Below are 23,162 nucleotides of genomic sequence, written 5' to 3' on the forward strand. Positions count from 1 at the left end.
CGAGCGCTGCCGCGGGCGGGTCGTCGTGCAGGCACCGCCGACGGCGCGCGACGCTCGCGCCACGGCAGAACCCTGCGGCCCTCCCGATCGGGGAGCCGCTCCTCCTCCACCACCGCGGGCCAGCGACGTCCCGATCAGCCATCACCCCCGTGAGGACGGTTCCCATGGCCTCCGCCCAGCCCTCGACCCCGGCCCGCGCCGTGCCCTTCCTGGGCATGCCGCCGGCGCAGGGGATGTACGACCCGGCCGCCGAGAAGGACGCGTGCGGTCTCGCGATGGTCGCCACCATGCGCGGCACCGCCGGCCACGACATCATCGACGCCGCGCTGAACGCGCTGCGCAACCTCGAGCACCGCGGCGCCGTCGGCTCCGACGCGGGAACGGGCGACGGCGCGGGGATCATCACGCAGATCCCGGACGAGTTCCTCCGCGCGGTCGCTCCCTTCGAGCTCCCGCCGCTGGGCCAGTACGCGGTGGGCAACGCCTTCCTCCCGGTGGACGTGTTCGAGCGCGAGCGGGTCAAGTCGACGATCTCCGACATCGCCCGCGAGGAGAACCTCGCCGTGGTCGGCTGGCGCTCCGTGCCCGTGCAGCCCGACGAGATCGGCACGCTCGCCCGGGCCGCCATGCCGGCGATCGAGCAGCTGTTCATCCGGAGCGAGCTGACCGACGAGAGCGGCACGCCCCTCTCCTCCGTGCGCCTCGACCGCCTGACCTTCCGCCTGCGCAAGCGCGTCGAGCGCGAGCTCGAGGTCTACTTCATGTCGCTCTCGAGCCGCACGCTCGTCTACAAGGGCATGGTGACGACGCTCCAGCTGGAGCCGTTCTACCCGGACCTGTCCGACGAGCGCTTCGCGTCGAAGCTCGCGCTGGTGCACTCCCGGTACTCCACCAACACCTTCCCGTCGTGGCCGCTCGCTCAGCCGTTCCGGATGATCGCGCACAACGGCGAGATCAACACGGTGCAGGGCAACCGCAACTGGATGCGCGCGCGCCAGTCCCAGCTGAAGAGCCGCGAGCTGGGCGACCTGGCTCCGCTGTTCCCGATCGTCTCGCCCGGCCGCAGCGACTCCGCCTCGTTCGACGAGACCGTCGAGCTGCTCAACCTGGCCGGCCGGTCGCTCCCGCACGCGGTCATGATGATGGTGCCGGAGGCCTGGGAGAACCAGGACGGCGCGCTCGACCCGAAGCGCCGCGCGTTCTACGAGTACCACTCGATGCTCATGGAGCCGTGGGACGGCCCGGCCGCGATCGTCTTCACCGACGGCGAGCTCGTCGGCGCCACCCTCGACCGCAACGGGCTCCGTCCCGGCCGCTACGTCGTCACCGACGACGGGCTCGTGGTGCTCGCCAGCGAGATCGGCGTGCTCGACATCGACCCCGCGAAGGTCGTCCGCAAGGGACGCCTGCAGCCCGGCCGCATGTTCCTGGTCGACACCGAGCAGGGCCGCATCGTCGAGGACGAGGAGATCAAGGGGCAGCTCGCCGCCTCCGGTCCGTTCGAGGAGTGGCTCGAGAAGGGCCGCATCAACCTCAAGGACCTCCCCGAGCGCGAGCACATCGTGCACACGCCGGCCTCGGTCAACCGCCGCCAGCGCACCTTCGGCTACACCGAGGAGGAGGTCCGCCTCCTCCTGCTGCCGATGGCGCGCGCCGGTGCGGAGCCGCTCGGAGCGATGGGCTCGGACACTCCCGTGGCCGTCCTGTCCAAGCGCCCCCGCCTGCTCTTCGACTACTTCACGCAGGCCTTCGCGCAGGTGACGAACCCGCCGCTGGACTCGATCCGCGAGGAGGTCGTGACCTCGCTCCGCCTGGGCCTCGGCCCCGAACGCAACCTGCTGACCGCCGGTGCCGAGCACGCGCGCCAGGTCGTCCTCGACTTCCCGGTCATCGACAACGACGAGCTCGCGAAGATCCAGCACATCGCGCCGCGCCCGCTGAGCCACATCACCACGACGATCCGCGGCCTGTACCGCGTCGACGCTGGACCCCGCGCGATGCAGGACCGCATCGACGAGATGTGCGACGAGGCCGATGAGGCCATCGCCGCGGGAGCGCAGTTCCTGGTGCTCTCGGACCGCGACTCCACCAAGGACCTCGCGCCGATCCCGTCGCTGCTGATGCTCGCCGCCGTGCACCACCACCTCATCCGCACCGAGAACCGGATGCGAGTGGGGCTCGTGGTCGAGGCGGGCGACGTCCGCGAGGTGCACCACGTGGCGACGCTCATCGGCTACGGCGCCTCCGCGGTCAACCCGTACCTGGCGATGGAGACCTGTGAGGACCTCGTCCGCAGCGGCATGCTGTCGGACGTCTCGCCGGAGAAGGCCGTGAAGAACGTGATCAAGGCGCTCGGCAAGGGCGTGCTGAAGATCATGTCCAAGATGGGCATCTCCACCGTGTCGAGCTACGCCGGGGCGCAGACCTTCGAGGCCGTCGGCCTCAGCCAGGCGTTCGTCGACCAGTACTTCACCGGCACCGTCTCGAAGCTCGGCGGCATCGGCATCGACGTCGTCGCCGAGGAGAACGCCGCGCGTCACCGCGCCGCCTATCCCGAGGACGGCGCGATCGTCGCCCATGAGCGCCTGGCGGTCGGCGGCGAGTACCAGTGGCGCCGCGACGGCGCCCCGCACCTGTTCAACCCGGACACGGTGTTCCGCCTGCAGCACTCGACGCGCAACCGCCGCTACGACGTCTTCCGCGAGTACACGAAGATGGTCGACGACCAGGCGAGCTCGCTGATGACCCTCCGCGGCATGTTCAAGCTCGACACCGCGGGGCGCACGCCGATCCCGATCGACGAGGTCGAGCCGGTCGAGGCGATCGTCAAGCGCTTCTCGACGGGCGCGATGAGCTACGGCTCCATCTCGCCGGAGGCGCACGAGACGCTCGCCATCGCGATGAACCGCCTCGGCGCCAAGTCGAACACGGGCGAGGGCGGCGAGGACACCGAGCGGCTGCTCGACCCGGAGCGCCGCTCCGCGATCAAGCAGGTCGCCTCGGGCCGCTTCGGCGTCACGAGCATGTACCTCACCCACGCCGACGACATCCAGATCAAGCTCGCCCAGGGCGCCAAGCCCGGCGAGGGCGGTCAGCTTCCGCCCACGAAGGTGTACCCGTGGATCGCGCGCACCCGGCACGCGACCGCCGGTGTCGGCCTGATCTCGCCGCCGCCGCACCACGACATCTACTCGATCGAGGACCTCAAGCAGCTGATCTTCGACCTCAAGCGGGCGAACCCGTCGGCGCGCATCCACGCGAAGCTGGTCAGCCAGTCGGGCATCGGAGCGGTCGCCGCCGGCACCGCGAAGGCCCTCGCCGACGTGATCCTCGTCTCGGGTCACGACGGCGGCACCGGCGCGAGCCCGGTTAACTCGCTCAAGCACGCGGGCACGCCCTGGGAGCTCGGCCTGGCCGAGACCCAGCAGACGCTGATGCTCAACGGCATGCGCGACCGCGTGGTCGTGCAGGTCGACGGCCAGATGAAGACCGGTCGCGACGTCGTCATCGGCGCGCTGCTCGGAGCCGAGGAGTTCGGCTTCGCGACGGCCCCGCTGATCGTCGAGGGCTGCATCATGATGCGCGTCTGCCACCTCGACACCTGCCCGGTGGGCGTCGCGACGCAGAACCCGGAGCTGCGCCAGCGGTTCTCCGGCAAGCCCGAGTTCGTCGTCAACTTCTTCGAGTTCATCGCCCAGGAGGTGCGCGAATACCTCGCGCAACTCGGCTTCCGGAGCGTCGACGAGATCGTCGGCCACCGCGAGCTGCTCGACGTCGACCAGGCGATCGAGCACTGGAAGGCGAGCGGGCTCGACCTGACGCCGATCCTCGTCGGACCGGTCTTCACGGCGGAGGAGCCGCGCCGCCACGGCCGCGCGCAGGAGCACGAGCTCGAGCACCACTTCGACAACGAGCTGATCCGCATCGCGGCGAACGTGCTCGACCACCGCGGCACCGTGCGGATCGAGCGCGAGATCAAGAACACCGAGCGCGCCGTCGGCACCATGCTGGGCCACGAGGTCACCGTCCGATTCGGCGAGAACGGCCTGCCGGCCGACTCCATCGTCGTGTCGCTCCGCGGCTCGGCCGGGCAGTCGCTCGGAGCGTTCCTCCCCGCCGGCATCACGCTGCGGCTCGAGGGAGACTCCAACGACTACGTCGGCAAGGGCCTCTCGGGCGGCCAGATCGTGGTGCGGCCGGACCGCCGCAGCACCTTCGACGCCTCGACGAACGTGATCGCGGGCAACGTGATCGGCTACGGGGCGACCCAGGGCACGATGTTCATCCGCGGGATGGTCGGCGAGCGCTTCCTGGTCCGCAACTCCGGCGCCACCGCGGTGGTCGAGGGAGTGGGCGACCACGCGCTCGAGTACATGACCGGCGGCCTGGCGGTGATCCTCGGCGAGACCGGGCGGAACCTCGGCGCCGGCATGTCGGGCGGCACGGCCTACATCCACGGCCTGCGCCGCGAGCTCGTGAACCGCGACGCGATCGCCTCCGGCGAGCTGACCCTCTCCGAGCTCGGCAGCGCCGACGTGGAGATCCTTCGCGACCTGCTCGAGCGGCACGTCGCGGAGACCGAGTCGACCCTGGCCCAGGGGATGCTCGACGATTTCGACGGAACGGTCTCGCGTTTCGTCAAGGTACTGCCCCGCGACTTCGCCGCGGTGCTCGCGACGCGCGCATCCGCTGTGGAGGAGGGGCTCGACCCCGACGGCGACGTCGTCTGGGGACGGATTCTGGAGGTGACCGGTGGCTGATCCCAAGGGGTTCCTGAAGGTGCAGGACCGGGAGCTGCCCAAGCGGCGTCCCGTGTCCGTCCGCCTGATGGACTGGAAAGAGGTCTACGAGCAGGGCGACTCCGCCGTGCTGCGCCGGCAGGCGGGCCGCTGCATGGACTGCGGCATCCCGTTCTGCCACAAGGGCTGCCCGCTGGGGAACCTGATCCCCGAGTGGAACGACCTGATGTGGCGCGGCGAGGGCCGCCAGGCGATCGAGCGCCTGCACGCGACGAACAACTTCCCGGAGTTCACGGGCCGGCTCTGCCCGGCGCCGTGCGAGTCGTCCTGCGTGCTCGGCATCAATCAGCCCGCCGTCACGATCAAGCAGATCGAGGTCTCGATCATCGATCAGGCCTTCGGCAACGACTGGGTGCAGCCGCACCCGCCGGAGCGCCTGACCGGCAAGACCGTCGCGGTCGTCGGCTCCGGCCCGGCGGGGCTCGCCGCCGCTCAGCAGCTCACCCGCGCCGGGCACACCGTCGCGGTCTACGAGCGCGACGACCGCATCGGCGGTCTCCTGCGCTACGGGATCCCGGACTTCAAGATGGAGAAGAAGCACCTCGAGCTGCGCCTGAACCAGATGAAGGCCGAGGGCACGCGGTTCCGCGCGGGCGTCGACATCGGCTCCGACATCACCTGGGACGACCTGCGGGCGCGCTACGACGCGGTCGTGGTCGCCACCGGTGCTCTCGTGCCGCGCGACCTGCCGATCCCGGGTCGCGACCTCGACGGCGTGCACTTCGCGATGGAGTACCTCGTGCAGTCGAACCGCGCGATCGCGGGCGACCGCGTCTTCGAGCAGATCTCGGCCGAGGGCAAGCACGTCGTCGTCCTGGGCGGAGGCGACACCGGAGCGGACTGCATCGGCACCGCCCACCGCCAGAAGGCCGCGTCGGTCACGAACCTGGCGATCGGGCAGCAGCCGCCGTCGCAGCGCCCGGACAGCCAGCCCTGGCCGATGGACCCGACCGTGTTCGAGGTCTCGAGCGCCCACGAGGAGGGCGGGGAGCGGATGTTCCTCGCGTCGACCGTGGAGTTCCTCGCGAACGAGGGTGGCGAGGTCCGCGCGGTGCGCGTGGCCGAGACCGAGTACCTCGACGGGCGCCGCGTCCCCAAGGCGGGCACCGAGCGCGAGATCCCGGCCGACCTGGTCCTGCTCGCCCTCGGCTTCACCGGCCCGGAGGCGGACCACCTCGGCCGCCAGCTCGACGTCCCCTTCACCGAGCGCGGCAACGTCGCGCGCGGTGACGCCTTCGAGACGACCGTCCCCGGCGTCTTCGTGGCCGGCGACGCCGGGCGCGGCCAGTCCCTGATCGTCTGGGCGATCGCCGAGGGCCGCTCCGTCGCGGCCGAGGTCGACCGCTACCTCGAGGGCACGACCCAGCTGCCGGCGCCGGTCGGCCCCGACGACCGGGGCTTCACGCTCTAGTCCCCGGGACGCGATAGTCTCGGCCCGCCAGCAATCAGCTCACCCTCCCCGCTAACGACGCGCCTCCGGGCGCAGAACAACGGAGCACCCCCTCAATGAGACGAGCGAAAATCGTCGCCACCCTCGGCCCGGCAACGTCGTCGTACGAGACCATTCGTGCGATCATCGACGCCGGCGTGGACGTGGCCCGCATGAACCTCAGTCACGGAAGCTACGACGTCCACGAAGGCATCTACCGCATCGTGCGGAAGGCCGCGGACGACGCCGGGCGCGCGGTCGCGATCCTCGTCGACCTGCAGGGTCCGAAGATCCGCCTCGGCAAGTTCGAGGGCGGCCCGTACGCCCTCGCCGAGGGCGACGTCTTCACCATCACCACCGAGGACGTCCTCGGCACGCGCGAGCTCTCGGGCACCACGTTCAAGGGCCTCCCGGACGACGTGAACCCGGGCGACATGCTCCTCATCGACGACGGCAAGGTCGCTGTCCGCGTCACCGCCGTCGAGGGCCCCCGGGTCGTCACCGAGGTCGTCGTCCCCGGCAACGTCTCGAACAACAAGGGCATCAACCTGCCCGGTGTCGCGGTCAACGTCCCCGCCCTCTCCCAGAAGGACGAGGACGACCTCCGCTGGGCGATCCGTCTCGGCGCCGACATCATCGCCCTCTCCTTCGTGCGCAACGCCAGCGACATCGAGCGCGTGCACGAGATCATGGCGGAGGAGGGCCGCAAGGCTCCCGTCATCGCCAAGATCGAGAAGCCGCAGGCGGTCGACAACCTGCAGGAGATCATCGACGTCTTCGACGGCATCATGGTCGCCCGCGGCGACCTCGGCGTCGAGCTGCCCCTCGAGGCGGTGCCGATCGTGCAGAAGCACGCCGTCGAGCTCGCCCGCCGCTGGGCGAAGCCGGTCATCGTCGCGACCCAGATGCTCGAGTCGATGATCGAGAGCCCCCGCCCCACGCGGGCCGAGGCCTCGGACGTCGCGAACGCCATCCTCGACGGCGCGGACGCGGTCATGCTCTCGGGCGAGACCAGCGTCGGAGCCTGGCCCGTCGTCACCGTGCAGACCATGGCCCGCATCGTCGAGTCCACCGAGGAGCACGGTCTGGAGCGCATCCCCCCGCTGGGCAGCAAGCCCCGCACCCAGGGCGGATCGGTCACGCTGGCCGCCGCCGAGGTCGCGGAGTTCGTCGAGGCGAAGTTCCTCTGCGTGTTCACGGAGTCGGGCGACTCGGTCCGCCGCATGACGCGCCTGCGACACGGCATCCCGATCATCGGCTTCACCCCCGAGCCGGCCGTCCGCCGCCGCATGGCGCTGAACTGGGGCGTCCAGTCCTTCGTCACGCCGCGCGTCAACCACACCGACGCGATGTTCGCGCAGGTGGACGCGGTGCTGCTCCGCGAGGGCCTCGCCCAGGCGGGTGAGACCGTGGTCGTCGTCTCCGGATCGCCCCCCGGGCGCGCCGGCACGACGAACGACATGCGGGTGCACATCGTCGGCTCGTCCAGCTCGGCCGACAGGGCCGAGAACTGGGACCACTGAGTCCAGCACCCTCCGAAGGGCCCGGTCGCGCGAGCGGCCGGGCCCTCCGGCGTTCCCCGGCGGCCCGCGTGGCGGGACGCGCCTCCGCGGGCGGATACCGTGGACCCATGCGACTCGGCGTGCTCGACATCGGCTCCAACACGGTCCACCTGCTCCTCGTCGACGCGCACCCCGGCGCCCGCCCGGTGCCCTACCGCTCGCACAAGCGGAGCCTCGCTCTCGTGGCGCACCTCGATGAGGCGGGGGAGATCACCGAGCGTGGCCAGCGCGAGCTGATCGCGTTCGTGACCGAGGCCGCCGAGGTCGCCCGCGAGCACCGCGCGGAGGACCTGCTGGCGTTCGCGACCTCGGCGATCCGCGAGGCCGGCAACGGCGCGGCGGTCCTCGACCGGGTCCGCGCCGAGGCGGGCGTGCACCTCCAGGAGCTCGGCGGCGAGGCCGAGGCCTCGGCCACCTTCCTCGCCGTGCGCCGCTGGTTCGGCTGGGGCGCGGGCTCGATCCTGGACCTCGACATCGGCGGTGGCTCGTTCGAGCTCTCGATGGGCGTGGACGAGGTGCCCGAGCTCGCCGTGTCGGTCCCGCTCGGAGCGGGGCGGGTGACGCGGGACCTGCTGGTCGGCGATCCCGCCTCGGCCACGAGCGTGAAGGCCGCCCGGCGTCACGCCCGCGAGGTGCTCGCGGAGCCCGTCCGCGGCTTCCTCGCCCTGGGGCGCCCGGACCTGGTCGCAGGCACGTCGAAGACCTTCCGGTCTCTGGCGCGGATCACCGGCGCCGCTCCGAGCGCCGCCGGTCCGCTGGTGCGCCGCGAGCTGCACCTGGTCGACCTCCGGCTGTGGTCCGCCCGCCTCGCCGCGATCAGCGCGGCCGACCGCTCAGCGCTGCCCGGCGTCTCCGCTCTGCGGGCTCCGCAGCTGCTCGCGGGCGCTCTCGTCGCGGAGGCGGCCATGGACGCCCTCGGCATCGAGACCCTGGTGATCTGCCCCTGGGCCACCCGCGAGGGGCTGATCATCCGCCGCTTCGAGCTGCTCGACGCGCAGATCCAGCGCGAGGACGTTCAGCTCAGCGCGATGCTGTAGGACAGCGACCGCCGGCCGCCCGGCTCGAGGACGATCTGGCGCGGCTTGTCGACGATGTCTCCGTCCCAGCCCTCGGGGGTCGGGACGCTCCGCCACGGCTCGAGGCAGACGAACGGGGCCCCGACCGGCTTCCACACGCCGACCACGTCGAAGTCCCCGGTGTCGACGACGATCGCGCGGGCAGCGCCGTCGGCCTCGAGCCGGAGGGTCCGCCGGCGCGGCTCGTCGAAGATCATCACGCCCTCCTCGAAGTGCGCGTCGTCCACCGTCAGGACCCCGTCCTCGAGCGGCGCAGGGTGGCGCGCCCCGAGCAGCAGGTTCTCCGGAGCGCGGCGGTACCCCTCCGGCTCGGGCTGCGCGAAGCGGATGCGGTGCTCGCCGCGGCCCTCGGGCAGCGGCAGCGCGAAGGCCGGGTGGTTGCCGAGCGAGAAGCCCAGCGGAGAGGGACCCCTGTTCTCGACGGTCTGGGTGATCCGGAGCGAGGCGCCGGTCACGGCGTAGGCGATGAGGAGCGTCCAGTCGAAGGGGAACACCGCGCGCGTGGCGTCGTCGCTCCGGAGCCGGAACACCGCCTCGTCCGCCGAGACGCCCGCGAGCTCGAAGACGCGGTCCCGCGCGAAGCCGTGCTGCCCCATCCGGTGGTCCGCGCCGTCGTGGTGCAGCGTGTCGCCGGGGAGGCGCCCGATGATCGGGAACAGGACGGGAGCGTGCCGGCGCCACTCCGGGCCGGCCTGCCACAGGTACTCGCGGCCCTCGTCGTCGCGGAGGGACGTCATCTCGGCCCCGGCGGTCGTCAGGGCGAGGCGCAGGCTCTCGCTGCCGAGGGTGAGGACGGTGGGCGCGGGGGAGTCGCTGCTGGTCATCCTCCGATTCTGCCCGTCACGCGGTGCGGGCGGGGGCTGTCGGCGGTGCGTGGCAGCATGGGGCGGTGCCTCCCGAGTCGACCCCCTCCTCCTGGCGCGCCCGCGTCGGCGAGCTCAGCGGATCCGCCGAGGCCGAGTCGCCGCCCGTCCTCACGCCGATCGGGCTGCAGTTCGAGCTGCGCCGGCTGGTGCGCCGGGCCGACGATCCGTGGCGGGCGCCGGCGAGCGAGCGCGTCACGGCGAAGACCTACGACGCCGACGAGCGCCGCGACCACCGTCTGGCCACCCGCCCCGTCGTCCGCGGGCGCGGGGGCGCCTGGAACCGCAGCACCCTGACCTGGAAGTCGCTGAACTTCCAGACCCACCGGCTCTCGCTCGACCCCGCTCATCAGCGCTGGTTCGCCGAGTTCGCGGCCCTGCACCGCGCGACGCGCACCGTCCACCTCGGGCAGGACCCCGACTGGATCCACCTCGACGACTACGAGAGCCCGCTGCTCTGGCGGCTGCTCGAGCAGGCGCAGGCCGTCGGGATCCCGCTGCTCGCCCCGGAGAAGGGCGCGGTCCGCCTCGCCGGTCCCGCCCATGTGGCGGTGACGGTCTCGGCGGAGGAGGGAGGCCTGCGGCTGCGGCCCGTCCTGCGGATCGACGGCGCGGAGCACGCACTCGAGTCGGCGCGTCCGGTCGCCCGGCACGGCGTGTACGCGGTCGAGGACGGCGATCCGTCCTCGCTCCTGCTCGCGCCCGCGTCCCTGCCCTTCGACGACGAGGAGCTGCGTCTCCTCGACCACCCCGAGGAGACGGAGGTCCCGGCGGAGGACGTGCCCGAGTTCGTCGGCGAGCACCTCCCCGCCCTCCGCGGCCGCGTCGCGGTCCGCGAGGAGGGCGTCGACCTCGTCCTGGACGATCCGGAGCCCCCGCGCCTGGTCTGCACGGTCTCGTTCGAGCCGCGGCGAGCCGTCGGAGTGGGCTGGCACTGGCGCCGCTCGCCCGATCGCGCAGGCGAGCTCGACGGCACGGCCGACGCGGCTCTCGAGCGCGCGGTGCTCCGCCGGGTGCGCTCGGTGCTCGGCGAGGCCGGGTCCGCTCTCGTGCCGGAGCCGGGGACGAGCGCGGTCCTGCGCGGGGCCGAGGCGGCGGTGTTCGTGGTGGAGCAGCTCCCGCAGCTGGAGGGGATCGGCGGGGTCCGGATCGAGCGCGAGGGCGTGGCCCCGGACTACCGCCTGCTGACCGGACCGCTCACGCTCACCATCACCGCGGTCGACACCGAGAGCGCCGACTGGTTCGACCTCGGCGTCGTCGTGACGATCGGCGACGCGACCGTGCCGTTCCTGCCCCTCTTCCGCGCTCTGGCCGCGGGCGGTGACCGCATCCGCCTGGTCGACCACTCCTACCTCTCGCTCGCGCACCCCGGCCTCGACCGGCTCCGGGAGCTGCTGACCCGGGCGGACGAGCTCGACGAGTGGGAGACGGGACCGCGGCTCGGCCGGCACCAGACCGGGTTGTGGAACGAGCTGGAGGAGCTCGCCGACGAGAGCGTCCCCTCCGACGCGTGGCGCGCCGTGCTCGACTCCGCGCTGGCCGCCGGGTCGCCGGAGGACGTGGAGCCGCCGGAGGGCCTGACCGCCCGGCTGCGCCCGTACCAGCGGGCGGGCTACGCCTGGCTCGTGCACCGCCTCCGTCACGGGCTCGGCGGGATCCTGGCTGACGACATGGGCCTCGGCAAGACCCTGCAGGCGCTGGCCATGATGCTCGATGCGGTCGAGGAGGCGGGCCGCGCCGGGATCCGCCCCGCGCCGTTCCTCGTGGTCGCCCCCACCTCGGTCGTGCCGGGCTGGCGCTCGGAGGCCGAGCGCTTCGCGCCCGCCCTGCGCGTCCACCTCGTCACGAGCTCTCGGGAGGGCGCGCTCGACGCGGTCCCGGCCGACGCGGACGTGGTCCTCACCAGCTACGCGGTCCTGCGCCTCGGCGGCGAGCGCTGGGCGGCGAGGACGTGGTCGGCGCTGATCCTCGACGAGGCCCAGTTCGTCAAGAACCCCGCCTCGCAGACGCACCGGGCCGCCCGCGGGGTCGGCGCGCCCGTCACGCTCGCGCTCACCGGCACACCGCTGGAGAACTCGCTCGACGAGCTCTGGGCGGTCCTCGCCCTGGTGGCGCCCGGGCTCCTGCCGCCGCTGCGCCGCTTCCGCGAGGAGTACACCCGGCCGATCCTGCACGCGGAGGCGCCCGTCGGCATCGCCTCGCCCGATCTGTCCGAGGGACGGACCGTCAGCCACACCGAGGGCGCGCGCCGCCGCCTCGAGAGACTGCGCCGGCGACTGCGTCCGTTCCTGCTCCGCCGCACCAAGGAGGCGGTGGCGCCGGAGCTCCCCGAGAAGCAGGAGCAGACGATCGAGGTCGCGCTGACGCCCGCCCACAGGGTGCTCTACGACGGCTACCTCCAGCGCGAGCGGCGGAAGCTCCTGGGTCTGGTCGACGACCTCGACCGGCAGCGCTTCACGGTGTTCCGATCGCTCACCCTCCTGCGCCTGCTCGCGCTCGACGCGTCCCTGGTCGACCCGGCCTACCGGCACGTCCCGTCCGCGAAGCTCGACGTGCTCGTCGAGCAGCTCGACGACGTGATCGCGGAAGGCCGTCGGGCCCTCGTCTTCAGCACCTTCACCTCGTACCTGGAGCGGGCGGGAGAGCGGCTGCGCCGGCGCGGCATCCCGTTCGTGCAGCTCGACGGCTCCACGCGGGACCGCGCGGGAGTGATCGAGGAGTTCCGCTCCGGAGCCGCGCCCGTCTTCCTGATCAGCCTGAAGGCGGGCGGCACCGGGCTCACCCTCACCGAGGCCGACCACGTCTTCATCCTCGACCCGTGGTGGAACCCGGCGGCCGAGGCGCAGGCCGTCGACCGCGCGCACCGCATCGGCCAGGAGCGGCGGGTGAACGTGTACCGGCTGGTGGCGACGGACACGATCGAGGAGAAGATCGTGCGCCTCCAGGAGCGCAAGGGCCGCCTCAGCACGGCGGTGCTCGACGAGGGCGAGCTCTTCGCCCGGGCGCTGTCGGCCGACGACGTCCGCGAACTGCTGGCCGAGTGACCACGGCCCCACGAAGGGTGACAGAACGGCCAGGCGCGGCCCAGGATCCGAGCGCACACTGAGCGGATGAGACGCCGCCGCCCCCGCCCCCGCGCCGACTGGATCGTGGCCCTCGAGAAGGGCGACGACGCCGGGCTCTTCGGACCGGGCAGCGCGGTCTGGGCGGTCAACGGCGGCCTGCCCACGATGATCGCCGGAGTGCGGGCTCTGCTCATGCAGACCCTCCACGCCGGAGCGATGGCCGGTGTGCACGACCACTCCCGCTACCGCGAGGACCCGATGGGCCGCCTCGACAACACGGTCCGCTGGGTCCTGACCACCAGCTTCGGCGACACCGCCGCGGCGAGCGGAGCGGCGCGCTGGGTGACCGGCGTGCACGAGCGGATCGTCGGCTCCTACGAGGACGCCGGCGGGCGTGAGCGCTCCTACTCGGCGCAGGACCCCCGCCTGCTGCTCTGGGTGCACGACGCCTTCACCGACGCGTTCCTCGGCGCCCACGAGATCTGGGGCGGACGGATCCCCGGCGGCCCCGACGCCTACGTGCGCGAGTGGGCCGCCTCCGGCCGGCTGCTCGGAGTGGAGGATCCGCCCGAGAGCGTCGCGGAGCTCCGCGCGCAGCTCGCCGGATTCGCGGGCGAGCTCAAGCCCGACGCACGCGTGCACGAGGCGGTCGGCTTCCTCCGCGACATCCGGCTGCCGGGCGAGGCGGGCGTGGTCTACCCGCTGCTGTTCGCCGGCGCGGTCGCCTCGCTCAGCCCCGAGGTGCGGAGGCTCCTGGGCCTCCGGCGCCCGTGGTGGCCCGCGATCACGGCGAACCGCCTGCTGTTCGTGTTCCTGGGCCGGTATCTCGGCCGGGTCTCGCCGAGCGAGCAGGCCGCGATCGACCGCATCGCCGGCCTCGACCAGGTGCGCACCGGCGCCTGACGCTCTTCCCGTACACCTGTCCGGGAAGTGGTAGACTGACGTCGATGACTCCCGCCCGCCTCGCCTCCGTGCCCGCGGCGGAGTCCCCCTCGGCGCCCGGCTCCGCCGATCCGCGAGCCCGGCGCACCCGCCGCCGCGTGTTCGACGCGGTGGAGCGCCTCGTCATGCAGAGCGACGGCGAGAGGGCCGAGGGCATCGCCGTGAGCGACATCGTGCGCGAGGCAGGGATCAGCCGCAGCTCGTTCTACGCCCACTTCGACGACGCGGCGGGAGTCGCCTCCGCGCTGCTCCGCCAGGACCTCGTGGTCGCGGACGTCGCCGAGGGCGATCCCGCCGATCGCTCCGGAGCCGACGCCCTGCAGCGCGGCTACTCGCGGCTCGTCGAGCGGCTGGTCGACCGCCACGCCTTCCATGCCCGGCTCCGCGCGCGGGCCTCCGCCCGGGTCGCCTCCGACGACGCCGTGCTCGACACGGCGCTCGCCCTGCACCGCGAGGTGCTCGCGCGGGTCGACGTCCCCGCAGCGGTCGACCCCGAGCTCACCGCGGTCTTCGCGGCCGGCGGCGTCCTCTCCGTGGTCGGCGCCTGGCTCGCCGGCTCCCTCGACGGCACCGACGAGGAGCTGGTCGAGCACCTCGTCGCGCTGCTCCCGGCCTGGCTCGCCGCGGCGCCGCTGCGCCCCCTGGACTCCTCACTCCCACCACGCCCCACGACGAAAGGCACGACATGATGACATTCGAGGTCGGCGAGACCCTGGTCTACCCGCACCACGGAGCGGTGACGATCACCGGGCTCGAGAAGCGCTCGGTCAAGGGCGTCGAGAAGACGTTCATGACGATGAACGTGCACACCAGCGAGCTCACCATCACCCTCCCCGTCGAGAACGCCGAGCTCGTCGGCGTCCGCGAGATCATCGACGACGCCGGAGTCCAGGCGGTCTACGACGTCCTGCGCAGCGACGTCGCGGAGGAGGCCAGCAACTGGTCCCGCCGCTTCAAGGCCAACCAGGAGAAGATGGCCAGCGGCAGCGTGTACCGCGTCAGCGAGGTCGTCCGCGACCTGTGGCGCCGCGAGCAGGCGGGCGGCGTCTCGGCCGGCGAGAAGCGGATGCTCCTGAAGGCGCGTCAGATCCTCGTGTCGGAGCTCTCGCTCGCCCTGAAGGGCACCGACGAGGAGGCCTCGGCCAAGCTCGACGAGGTCCTCGCCTCGGCGATCTGACCCCGCGTCGCGGCGGGTCGGCTCACTCGGGCCGGCACGCCGCGATGATCCTCGCGGCGACCTCGTCCTGCGAGGCGGAGCCGTCGATCCGCACCAGGAGCTCGCGCTCGTCGTAGACCTCCGCCAGAGGAGCCGTCTCGCGCTCGTAGACCTCGATCCGGTTCCGCACCACCTCGGGGTCGTCGTCGGCGCGGTCCTGCTCCTGCGCCCGCACGTGCAGCCGCTCGAGGACCACGTCCGCGTCGGCCGTCAGCAACACGACGCACGAGAGCGGCGTGCCCCGCTCCGCGAGGAGCTCCGCCAGCGCGTCCACCTGGGCGAGCGTGCGCGGGTAGCCGTCGAGGATGAACCCGTCCCGGGCGTCCTCCTCGGCGATGCGCTCGGCGACCAGGGCGTTCGTCAGCTCGTCCGGCACGTACTCGCCGGCCTCCACGAGCGCCCGCAGACGCCGTCCGAGGTCGGTGCCGTCGGCGACGTGCGCGCGGAACAGATCGCCGGTGGAGATCGCCGGCACCTCCAGCTCGCGCGACAGCACAGCCGCCTGAGTGCCCTTGCCCACGCCGGGCGGGCCCATCATGATGACGCGCATCGCTCGTCCTCCTCGGTGTCGTCAGGCGATGCTAGCGGTGCGGAGCGGGGAGGCCGGTGCACACCGCGCCCGTAGGCTGGCGGGACGAGCCGAGGAGGAGCGTTGCCCGCAGCACCCGGGGCCGAGCAGGCCGCCGCCGATCTGGCCGCGCTCTTGCGCGAGGTCTCCGCCGAGCTCGACGCCCGCGGCATCGCCGACCAGGCCGTCGCCGAGCTGCGGACGCCGCGCGCGATCCTCGGCTTCCGCCGCAAGCCGGTGATGGCGCCGGTGACCCGCGCGTGGCGCCTCGGCGTGGTGCTCCTCGGACGCGAGGGCGAGCTCCTCGCGACGGGCTCGGTCACTCGTGCCGTCGCTCCGCTGCACGCCAACAACCAGTCCGAGTCGCAGGAGGCGCGCCGCGAGATCCGGCGCGCGGCCTTCGACGGTCCGTTCCAGGAGGGCGAGATCGTCAACTACGGCTGTCGGCGCCTCGCGCTGGACGCCGCAGCGCTCGAGTCGGGCCAGGAGCCGCTGGCACTGCGCGGCTCCGAGGTGCTCGTGCGCTGGGCGCCCGGTCTGGGCGAGCAGGGACTGATGCCGCTGCGCCGGTACCTGGCCGACCGCCTCGACCTCCTCGAGGCCGACTAGCGCCGGGTCACTCCTCCTCGGCCACCGGGTGGAACCACGGCGGGTAGACGGCGACGCGGGGAGAGGCGTCGATCCCCTCGAAGAGAGCCTTGACGCGGTTGCGGGCGGCGACCGACGCCACGCCGACCGTCGCGACGCCCTCGAGCGGGAAGCGCTCGGGCACGAGCGCCTCGGCGCTGCGCAGGGCCGGCTCGTCGACCAGGAGGCGCGCGAAGGTGCGCACGAGCGCGTCGCCCTCGGTGAAGCGCGTGAGGACGTGGGAGGCGTCGCCGTCGCTCAGCACCGGGGCGGAGGCGAGCGAGCCCACCAGGACGACGTACTGCGAGGCCGTGGTCTCGTGAGCGCTCGGCGACCAGTGCGGAGCGACCCGCTCGCCGCGCAGGTCGGCCCAGAGGGCGGCGTCGGGGGAGAGGAAGAAGGGCACGAAGCCGGCGACGCTCACGCCGTCCTTCACCTGCACGGCACGGCGGTGCTCGCGGGTGGTCTCGGCGCTGACGTCGATCGCGGGGCGCTCCTGGAGCTGCTGGTCCGCCAGGATCGCGCCGGCGGCGACGATCGCCTCGAGGTTGTCGAGGTGGGTGACGTGGTAGATCCGCTGCGCTGCGATGTCGACCTTCGGCAGGGGCTTCTCGCGCGCCGTGCCGCGGGCGGCGGCGCGGGCGGTGGCCGCACGGGAGGTCCCGGGCACGCGCGCGGGGGCGCGGGTGGCACGGCCGACCTGCTCGGGGAGCTTCTTCGGGGTGCAGACGTCGCAGAGCGCGATGTCGAGGCCGTGGATGCATTCGGTGGGCACTCTGGATTCCTTCTGCGCGCGGGCTCGGGGTTCCGCCGCAGGGACGACGTTACGCGACCGGGGCCCCCGCGCGTCCCGGCGGCGGGGATCTGCGGAGCCGCGGTGTCCGCCCGGGCATCCTCTGGGAGGCGCCGGAGCACCGCTCCCCGCCGCGTAGCGTGAGCGGGATGAAGCGCGTGCCGCCCGCCGAGGGCCAGGAATCCGTCTGGGACTACCCGCGACCCCCGAGGGTCGAGACCACCACCGAGCACGTGGTCGTGCGGCTGGGCGGCGTCGTCGTCGCCGAGACCCGTGACGCTCTCCGCGTCCTCGAGACGAGCCACCCTCCCGTCTACTACCTCCCCGTGTCCTCGTTCGCGCCCGGGGCGCTCGAGCCCGCGCCCGGCCGCAGCATCTGCGAGTTCAAGGGCGCGGCCTCCTACCTCACCGTGCGCGGGGGAGGAGGAGCGGTCGCGGAGGCGGCCGGTTGGACGTACCCCGAGCCGATGGACGGCTTCGAGGCCCTCGTCGCCACGGTCGCCCTCTACCCCGGCCGGATGGACTCCTGCACCGTCGACGGCGAGACGGTCCAGCCGCAGCCGGGCGACTTCTACGGCGGCTGGATCACCTCGCGCGTGGTCGGTCCGTTCAAGGGCTCGCCGGGCACGATGTTCTGGTGAATCAGACGGGGGAGGGCGGACCGAGCGGGTCCTGGACGAGGACCGCTCGTGCGGCGTCGATCCCCGAGACCTCCAGCGTCCATTCCGGCCGCACCAGGGTCTCCGGTGTGACGCGGAACCGCAGCTCCTCGACCGGCGCACCGTCCGGACCGACGATCCGGTGCGTCCCGTTCGGCCGGTAGCCGAGGGCCTCCGAGACCCGGATCGAGCGGGTGTTCCAGGCGAGAGCGGCGCTCTCGGCGACCTCGGCTCCGAGGTGGTCGAAGGCGAGGAGGAGCACGGCCGCGCGCATCTCCCGCCCGAGGCCGCGGCCCTGCGCCGAGCGGGTGAGCCACGAGCCCGAGGTCAGGGTGCGGGTGGCGGCGAAGGACTCGGCGACCACGTCCTGGCAGCCGACGACCCGGCCGTCCTCGACCACGGCGAACGCGACGCGCCACGACTCTCGCATCGTCTGCGCGCGCTGCGACCAGTGGAAGCGGGCGAGCTCGCCGGGTAGGCGCTCCGGCGGCGCCTCGGCCCAGGGGGAGGGGAACGGCGAGCGGCCGCTCTCGTGCACGCCCGCGAGGGCCGCGTCGGCGAGAGGGCCGAGGTCGGCGTCGCGGACCGGATGCAGCTCGAGCCGCGGCGTGCGCAGCTCCAGCGAGAACAGGGGCCAGGGGTCGGTGCTCATCCGACGACGCTAGCGAGCGGAGGCGCGCACCGCGCGACCAGGCGGGTACCGGTGGTGGGACTCGAACCCACAAGCCCTCTCGGACAGAGCATTTTGAGTGCCCCGCGTCTGCCATTCCGCCACACCGGCTCATCACCAGCCCGTCGAGAATACCGTAGGCTCATCGGCGTGACTGACCAGGAACCCTCGTCGACCGCACCCCGTCGGGTCGTCGTCGCCGAAGACGAATCCCTCATCCGCCTCGACATCGTGGAGATCCTCCGCGACAACGGCTTCGAGGTCGTCGGCGAGGCCGGCGACGGCGAGACCGCTGTGGCCCTCGCCACCGAGCTGCGCCCCGATCTCGTCATCATGGACGTCAAGATGCCCCAGCTCGACGGCATCTCGGCGGCCGAGCGCCTCTCGAAGGCGCACATCGCGCCCGTCGTCCTGCTCACCGCTTTCAGCCAGAAGGAGCTCGTCGAGCGCGCCAGCGAGGCAGGAGCGCTCGCCTACGTCGTGAAGCCCTTCACGCCCAACGACCTGCTGCCCGCGATCGAGATCGCCCTCTCGCGGTACGCCCAGATCCTCACCCTCGAGGCCGAGGTCGCCGACATGGTCGAGCGCTTCGAGACCCGCAAGCTCGTCGACCGCGCCAAGGGCCTGCTCAACGAGAAGATGGGGCTCACCGAGCCCGAGGCGTTCCGCTGGATCCAGAAGGCCTCCATGGACCGCCGGCTCACCATGCACGACGTCGCGCAGGCGATCATCGAGCAGCTGAGCACGAAGAAGGCCTAGCGCGAGGCCGGGCCCGAGGGCCCACGACTCAAGGCCAGAGGCGGGTGCGCTCCCACGGGGAGCCGCCCGCCTCCGTCGTTCCCGGGCGGTACTCGAGACGGGTGTGATCCTGCTCCGGCGCGGTCGAGCCCTGCCAGAACTCGATGCGCTCGGGCACGACGCGGTAGACGGCCCACTCCCGGTCGAGCGTCGCGGGCGAGCAGCCCACGGCGACGCTGGTCTGGAGCGTGACGAGGCCGAAGTCCTGCGCGCTGCGCATCGGCTCGCTCTGGCGTCCGACGAGCAGGGCGGTGCGAGCGGCCTCGGAGCGGCGGCGGAAGTCGTCGGCCGACTCCTGCGCGGAGGCGCGCTCGACCCGGCCCTCGACCCGGACCTGACGGCCCTGGACCGGCCAGAAGAAGGTCAGCGCGGCGTGCGGGTTCTCCTCCATGGCGCGTCCCTTGGGGCTGGTGGCATGGGTGGAGAACGCCCAGCCCGCCTCGTCGATCTCGCGCAGCACGAGCACGCGCGCCGAGACGGTGCCGTCGTCGGAGGCGGTGGAGAGCGTGGCGCCGTGGGGGAGGAGCTGCCCCGCGTCCTTCGCCTCCTCGAGCCACTGCGCGAACAGCTCGAGAGGATCGGCCGGAGCCGCCTCCGCATCGAACGAGGGCAGCTCGGAGGGCATGGACGGGAGGCTCTTGAGGAGATGGCGAAGGCTCATCCGCTCAGTGTCGCCCTTCGGGCACCACCGGGCACAGTCGCGCGCCGTCGCTTGACAGTGCCGCTCGCCGCGGTGCCGGGTCCCCGAGCGGCGCGGCCGACCGATCGATCCCGGTCGCTCGCAGGCACGGGCGGTCCCGACGACGGTCGCGGTCCTGGGCGCGGTCCTCGCGCACCGCTCCCGCGAGGGGGACCCGTCCGCTCCCGTCAGCGGGCGTCGCGGATGATGTTGGTGATCCGCACGGTGGAGAGGCGGCGCCCCTCCTGGTCGCGCACGACGATCTCGTGGGTGGTGAGGGTGGAGCCCAGGTGGATCGCGTCGCAGGTGGCGATCACGAAGCCCGAGTGGACCGACCGGCTGTGGCTCGCGTTCAGCTCGATGCCCATCGCCAGGCGGCCCGCGCCGGCGTGCACGTTCGCCGCGATCGAGCCCATCGACTCGGCGAGCACGACGTGCGCGCCGCCGTGCAGGATGCCGACCGGCTGCCGGTTGCCCTCGACGGGCATCGAGGCCACCGAGTGCTGCGGGGCGAGCTCGTGCCAGAGGATCCCCATCCGCTCGGCGAGCTCGCCCATGCCGCGGCCGATCCCGGCGACCAGGTCGAGCGCGGGCGGGCGGATCCAGGCGGTCGTGGTGGGGGTCGGCTCGGTCACGTCGCTCCTCGCGCTGGAGCCTCGGAGCGGCCCTGACCGGCGGGCGTGAGCGGGCCGATCCGGTGTCGGAGGCGCTGTGTAGTCTGGCCCTGTGTCAGATCCGGAACAGCCTACCCTCCTGCTCGTCGACGGCCATTCCCTGGCGTTCCGGGCGTTCTACGCGCTCCCGGTCGACAGCTTCCAGACCCGCGAGGGCCAGCACACGAACGCCATCCACGGCTTCCTCTCGATGCTGATCCTGCTGCTGAAGAACGAGAAGCCGACCCACCTCGGCGTCGCGTTCGACATCTCCCGCTACTCGTTCCGCACGCGCGAGTACCCGGAGTACAAGGGCACCCGCGGCGAGACGCCGCCCGAGTTCAAGGGCCAGGTCCCCCTCCTCGAGGAGGCGCTGCACGCCATGAACATCCGGACCGTCTCGAAGGAGGACTTCGAGGCCGACGACATCCTCGCGACGCTCGCGCGCCAGGGGGCCGAAGCCGGCTTCCGCGTGCTGGTCGTCTCGGGCGATCGCGACACCATCCAGCTGGTGACCCCGGACGTCACCCTGCTCTACCCCTCCACCCAGGGCGTCTCGCAGCTCACCCGCTACGACCGCGACAAGGTCTTCGAGAAGTACGGCGTCGAGCCGCACCAGTACCCCGAGATCGCCGCGCTCGTCGGCGAGACCAGCGACAACCTGCCCGGCGTCGACAAGGTAGGCCCCAAGACGGCCGCGAAGTGGGTCAACCAGTACGGCACGGTCGCCGACATCATCGCCCACGCCGACGAGATCAAGGGCGTGGTCGGCGAGAAGCTGCGCGAGCAGAAGGAGAACGCGCTCCGCAACCGCCGCCTCAACCGGCTGGTGACGGACGTCGAGCTCCCCCTCGGGCCGCACGATCTGACGCGCCGTCCGATCGATCCCGACGCGGTCCGCGAGATCTTCAGCCGCCTCGAGTTCAAGACCCTGCAGGAGCGGGTCCTCACGATCGCCGCGGAGGAGGGCGTCGACGGCGCCGCCGCGGCCCTGGCGGGCGACGTGGTCACGACCTCCGCGCCCGCCGTCCGCACCCTGGTCGACGAGGAGCTCGCGCACTGGCTCGACCGCGTGTCGGCGAAGGGCACCGCGCCCGTCGCCGTGCAGGTCCTGCTCGGAGCCGGCGGGCTCGAGGGCGTCGGCCTCGCGGTCGAGAAGGAGACGGCGTTCGTCCCATGGGCCGCCGAGCGGCCCGACTACACCGCGCTCGAGCAGTGGCTGGCCGGGCCCGCCCCCAAGTACTTCGCCGACGCGAAGCCCCAGATCAAGGCGCTGCGGAGGGCCGGACTCCCCGTCGCGGGGCTCGCGTTCGACACCCGCGTCGCCTCCTGGCTGGTGCAGCCCACCGGGCACCCGACCACGCTCGCGGCGCAGGTCGCGCAGCACCTCGACGAGACCATGGCGCAGGGCGACCCGAACCAGCTGGTCCCCACCGTCGAGCCGATGGGGCCCGCCACCGAGGCCTGGTACGCGTACCGGCTCGTCGCTCCGCTGCGCGAGCGGCTGGGCGAGGGGATGCTCTCGGTGCTCGTCGACATCGAGCTGCCGATCGTCCAGGTCCTCGCGACGATGGAGCTCACCGGCGTCGCGATCGACGCCGACGTGCTGGCGCGCCTCCGCGCCGAGCTGACCGTCTCGGCCGCCGACCTCGCGAGCCGCGCGTTCGCCGAGATCGGCCACGAGATGAACCTCGGCTCGCCCAAGCAGCTGCAGCAGGTCCTCTTCGAGGAGCTCGACATGCCGCGCACCCGGGCCACGAAGACGGGCTACACCACCGACGCCTCCGCCCTCGCCGACCTGCAGGAGTCGCACCCGCACCCGTTCCTCGGGCTGCTCCTCGAGCACCGCGACGCGACCAAGCTCAAGCAGATCATCGAGACGCTGGAGAAGTCGGTCACCGACGACGGCCGGATCCACACCAGCTACGACCAGACCGGCACGGCCACCGGCCGGATCTCCTCCAACGACCCGAACCTGCAGAACATCCCCGTCCGCAGCGAGGTGGGCCGCCGCATCCGCACCGCCTTCGTCCACGGAGCGGAGGCGAGCACCCTCCTCACCGCCGACTACTCGCAGATCGAGATGCGGATCATGGCCCACCTGTCCGGTGACGCCGGGCTGATCGAGGCCTTCCACTCCGGCGAGGACCTGCACCGCTTCGTCGGGTCGCGGATCTTCGGCGTCGATCCGGGCGACGTCACCTCGGCCATGCGCAACAAGGTCAAGGCGATGTCGTACGGACTCGCCTACGGCCTGAGCGCCTTCGGCCTGTCGAAGCAGCTGCGCATCTCGAGCGCCGAGGCCAAGCAGCTGATGACCGACTACTTCGTCCGCTTCGGCGCGGTGCGCGACTACCTCCGCAGCGTCGTCGAGCAGGCCCGCGAGACCGGCTACACCGAGACGATCTTCGGTCGCCGGCGTCCCTTCCCCGACCTGCAGAGCGCGAACCGCGTCCTCCGCGACAACGCCGAGAGGGCGGCACTCAACTCGCCGATCCAGGGCTCGGCCGCCGACATCATGAAGCGCGCGATGATCGGCGTGCAGGCCGACCTCGACGAGCAGGGGCTCGGCTCGCGGATGCTCCTCCAGGTGCACGACGAGCTGATCTTCGACGTCGCGCCCGGCGAGGAGGAGCCGCTCGAGGCGATCGTCCGCGGCCGGATGGCGGGTGCCGCCGACCTGAGCGTCCCGCTCGAGGTGCAGGTGGGCCACGGGTCCGACTGGGACGTCGCCGCGCACTGAGCCGGCCGCAGCGCCTGGCT

General features: G+C 72.6%; 18 protein-coding genes and 1 tRNA gene. 12 read left to right on the forward strand and 7 right to left on the reverse strand.

The genetic code is table 11. The features are described from left to right. Positions 1-164 precede the first annotated feature (164 nt). The 4 genes from gltB to C5C27_RS00720 all read left to right on the forward strand — a co-directional run bounded on the left by gltB (position 165) and on the right by C5C27_RS00720 (position 8,827). On the forward strand, positions 165-4,760 hold the full coding sequence (gltB, locus tag C5C27_RS00705; protein WP_104313192.1) for a glutamate synthase large subunit: 4,596 nt from the start codon (positions 165-167) through the stop codon (positions 4,758-4,760). Beyond that, positions 4,753-6,210 carry a glutamate synthase subunit beta gene (locus tag C5C27_RS00710; protein ID WP_104232655.1) on the forward strand — a complete coding sequence of 486 codons (1,458 nt, stop codon included), beginning with the start codon at positions 4,753-4,755 and terminating at the stop codon, positions 6,208-6,210. The genes gltB and C5C27_RS00710 overlap by 8 nt, the downstream gene beginning before the upstream one ends. Before the next feature lie 95 nt (positions 6,211-6,305). After that, on the forward strand, positions 6,306-7,751 hold the full coding sequence (gene pyk, locus C5C27_RS00715; RefSeq protein ID WP_104221869.1) for a pyruvate kinase: 1,446 nt from the start codon (positions 6,306-6,308) through the stop codon (positions 7,749-7,751). Between the two features lie 107 nt (positions 7,752-7,858). Next, positions 7,859-8,827 carry an exopolyphosphatase gene (locus C5C27_RS00720; protein WP_104313194.1) on the forward strand — a complete coding sequence of 323 codons (969 nt, stop codon included), beginning with the start codon at positions 7,859-7,861 and terminating at the stop codon, positions 8,825-8,827. Here C5C27_RS00720 and C5C27_RS00725 read toward each other — a convergent pair. After that, a complete protein-coding gene (locus C5C27_RS00725; protein WP_104313196.1) occupies positions 8,806-9,690 on the reverse strand; it encodes an aldose 1-epimerase family protein in 885 nt (294 codons plus the stop codon). The two genes, C5C27_RS00720 and C5C27_RS00725, sit on opposite strands and share 22 nt — an antisense overlap. A gap of 65 nt (positions 9,691-9,755) precedes the next feature. Here C5C27_RS00725 and C5C27_RS00730 point away from each other — a divergent pair, with 65 nt between their 5' ends. The 4 genes from C5C27_RS00730 to C5C27_RS00745 all read left to right on the forward strand — a co-directional run bounded on the left by C5C27_RS00730 (position 9,756) and on the right by C5C27_RS00745 (position 14,913). Further along, entirely contained in the window at positions 9,756-12,773 is a 3,018-nt protein-coding gene (locus C5C27_RS00730; protein ID WP_104313198.1) for a DEAD/DEAH box helicase, read from the forward strand. 66 nt (positions 12,774-12,839) lie between these two features. Then, positions 12,840-13,697 carry an oxygenase MpaB family protein gene (locus tag C5C27_RS00735; protein ID WP_104263169.1) on the forward strand — a complete coding sequence of 286 codons (858 nt, stop codon included), beginning with the start codon at positions 12,840-12,842 and terminating at the stop codon, positions 13,695-13,697. 44 nt (positions 13,698-13,741) lie between these two features. Further along, entirely contained in the window at positions 13,742-14,425 is a 684-nt protein-coding gene (locus C5C27_RS00740) for a TetR/AcrR family transcriptional regulator (RefSeq protein ID WP_104237497.1), read from the forward strand. Then, on the forward strand, positions 14,425-14,913 hold the full coding sequence (locus C5C27_RS00745) for a CarD family transcriptional regulator (RefSeq protein WP_068257183.1): 489 nt from the start codon (positions 14,425-14,427) through the stop codon (positions 14,911-14,913). The genes C5C27_RS00740 and C5C27_RS00745 overlap by 1 nt, the downstream gene beginning before the upstream one ends. Before the next feature lie 22 nt (positions 14,914-14,935). Here the strand turns inward: C5C27_RS00745 and C5C27_RS00750 are convergent, their stop codons facing one another. After that, positions 14,936-15,502 carry an adenylate kinase gene (locus tag C5C27_RS00750; protein ID WP_104313200.1) on the reverse strand — a complete coding sequence of 189 codons (567 nt, stop codon included), beginning with the start codon at positions 15,500-15,502 and terminating at the stop codon, positions 14,936-14,938. A 102-nt stretch (positions 15,503-15,604) separates the two neighbouring features. Between C5C27_RS00750 and C5C27_RS00755 the strand changes: the two genes are divergently transcribed. Next, positions 15,605-16,129 carry a hypothetical protein gene (locus C5C27_RS00755; protein ID WP_104313202.1) on the forward strand — a complete coding sequence of 175 codons (525 nt, stop codon included), beginning with the start codon at positions 15,605-15,607 and terminating at the stop codon, positions 16,127-16,129. 7 nt (positions 16,130-16,136) lie between these two features. Here the strand turns inward: C5C27_RS00755 and C5C27_RS00760 are convergent, their stop codons facing one another. Beyond that, positions 16,137-16,922, reverse strand: coding sequence for a DarT ssDNA thymidine ADP-ribosyltransferase family protein (locus tag C5C27_RS00760; protein WP_104221883.1), 786 nt, complete (start codon positions 16,920-16,922; stop codon positions 16,137-16,139). 167 nt (positions 16,923-17,089) lie between these two features. Here C5C27_RS00760 and C5C27_RS00765 point away from each other — a divergent pair, with 167 nt between their 5' ends. Next, entirely contained in the window at positions 17,090-17,581 is a 492-nt protein-coding gene (locus C5C27_RS00765) for a DUF427 domain-containing protein (protein WP_104313206.1), read from the forward strand. Position 17,582: 1 nt separating this feature from the next. Here C5C27_RS00765 and C5C27_RS00770 read toward each other — a convergent pair whose 3' ends face one another. Next, entirely contained in the window at positions 17,583-18,251 is a 669-nt protein-coding gene (locus C5C27_RS00770) for a GNAT family N-acetyltransferase (RefSeq protein ID WP_104313207.1), read from the reverse strand. Between the two features lie 46 nt (positions 18,252-18,297). Further along, a tRNA-Leu gene (locus C5C27_RS00775) sits at positions 18,298-18,380 on the reverse strand. A gap of 39 nt (positions 18,381-18,419) precedes the next feature. Here C5C27_RS00775 and C5C27_RS00780 point away from each other — a divergent pair. Continuing rightward, on the forward strand, positions 18,420-19,028 hold the full coding sequence (locus C5C27_RS00780; protein WP_104221889.1) for an ANTAR domain-containing response regulator: 609 nt from the start codon (positions 18,420-18,422) through the stop codon (positions 19,026-19,028). 28 nt (positions 19,029-19,056) lie between these two features. On the opposite strand, the gene C5C27_RS00785 is transcribed toward C5C27_RS00780, so the two are convergent. Then, positions 19,057-19,728, reverse strand: coding sequence for a pyridoxal 5'-phosphate synthase (locus C5C27_RS00785; protein ID WP_104232645.1), 672 nt, complete (start codon positions 19,726-19,728; stop codon positions 19,057-19,059). A 206-nt stretch (positions 19,729-19,934) separates the two neighbouring features. After that, positions 19,935-20,381, reverse strand: coding sequence for a PaaI family thioesterase (locus tag C5C27_RS00790; protein ID WP_374953878.1), 447 nt, complete (start codon positions 20,379-20,381; stop codon positions 19,935-19,937). Positions 20,382-20,472: 91 nt separating this feature from the next. Between C5C27_RS00790 and polA the strand changes: the two genes are divergently transcribed. After that, the gene (gene polA, locus C5C27_RS00795) at positions 20,473-23,142 is read left to right on the forward strand and encodes a DNA polymerase I (protein WP_104313209.1); all 2,670 of its coding nucleotides are present in this window, start codon (positions 20,473-20,475) and stop codon (positions 23,140-23,142) included. Positions 23,143-23,162: the final 20 nt, after the last annotated feature.

The sequence above is a fragment of the Rathayibacter sp. AY2B7 genome (genome assembly GCF_002931635.1).
In the GTDB taxonomy this organism is placed as follows: Bacteria; Actinomycetota; Actinomycetes; order Actinomycetales; family Microbacteriaceae; genus Rathayibacter.

Coding starts and splice junctions, on each gene's coding strand:
- C5C27_RS00770 (WP_104313207.1), bottom strand. CDS start 18,251: ATGAGCACCGACCCCTGGCCCCTGTTCTCGCTGGAGCTGCGCACGCCG.
- pyk (WP_104221869.1), top strand. CDS start 6,306: ATGAGACGAGCGAAAATCGTCGCCACCCTCGGCCCGGCAACGTCGTCG.
- C5C27_RS00720 (WP_104313194.1), top strand. CDS start 7,859: ATGCGACTCGGCGTGCTCGACATCGGCTCCAACACGGTCCACCTGCTC.
- C5C27_RS00750 (WP_104313200.1), bottom strand. CDS start 15,502: ATGCGCGTCATCATGATGGGCCCGCCCGGCGTGGGCAAGGGCACTCAG.
- C5C27_RS00735 (WP_104263169.1), top strand. CDS start 12,840: ATGAGACGCCGCCGCCCCCGCCCCCGCGCCGACTGGATCGTGGCCCTC.
- C5C27_RS00765 (WP_104313206.1), top strand. CDS start 17,090: ATGAAGCGCGTGCCGCCCGCCGAGGGCCAGGAATCCGTCTGGGACTAC.
- C5C27_RS00725 (WP_104313196.1), bottom strand. CDS start 9,690: ATGACCAGCAGCGACTCCCCCGCGCCCACCGTCCTCACCCTCGGCAGC.
- C5C27_RS00785 (WP_104232645.1), bottom strand. CDS start 19,728: ATGAGCCTTCGCCATCTCCTCAAGAGCCTCCCGTCCATGCCCTCCGAG.
- C5C27_RS00740 (WP_104237497.1), top strand. CDS start 13,742: ATGACTCCCGCCCGCCTCGCCTCCGTGCCCGCGGCGGAGTCCCCCTCG.
- gltB (WP_104313192.1), top strand. CDS start 165: ATGGCCTCCGCCCAGCCCTCGACCCCGGCCCGCGCCGTGCCCTTCCTG.
- C5C27_RS00745 (WP_068257183.1), top strand. CDS start 14,425: ATGACATTCGAGGTCGGCGAGACCCTGGTCTACCCGCACCACGGAGCG.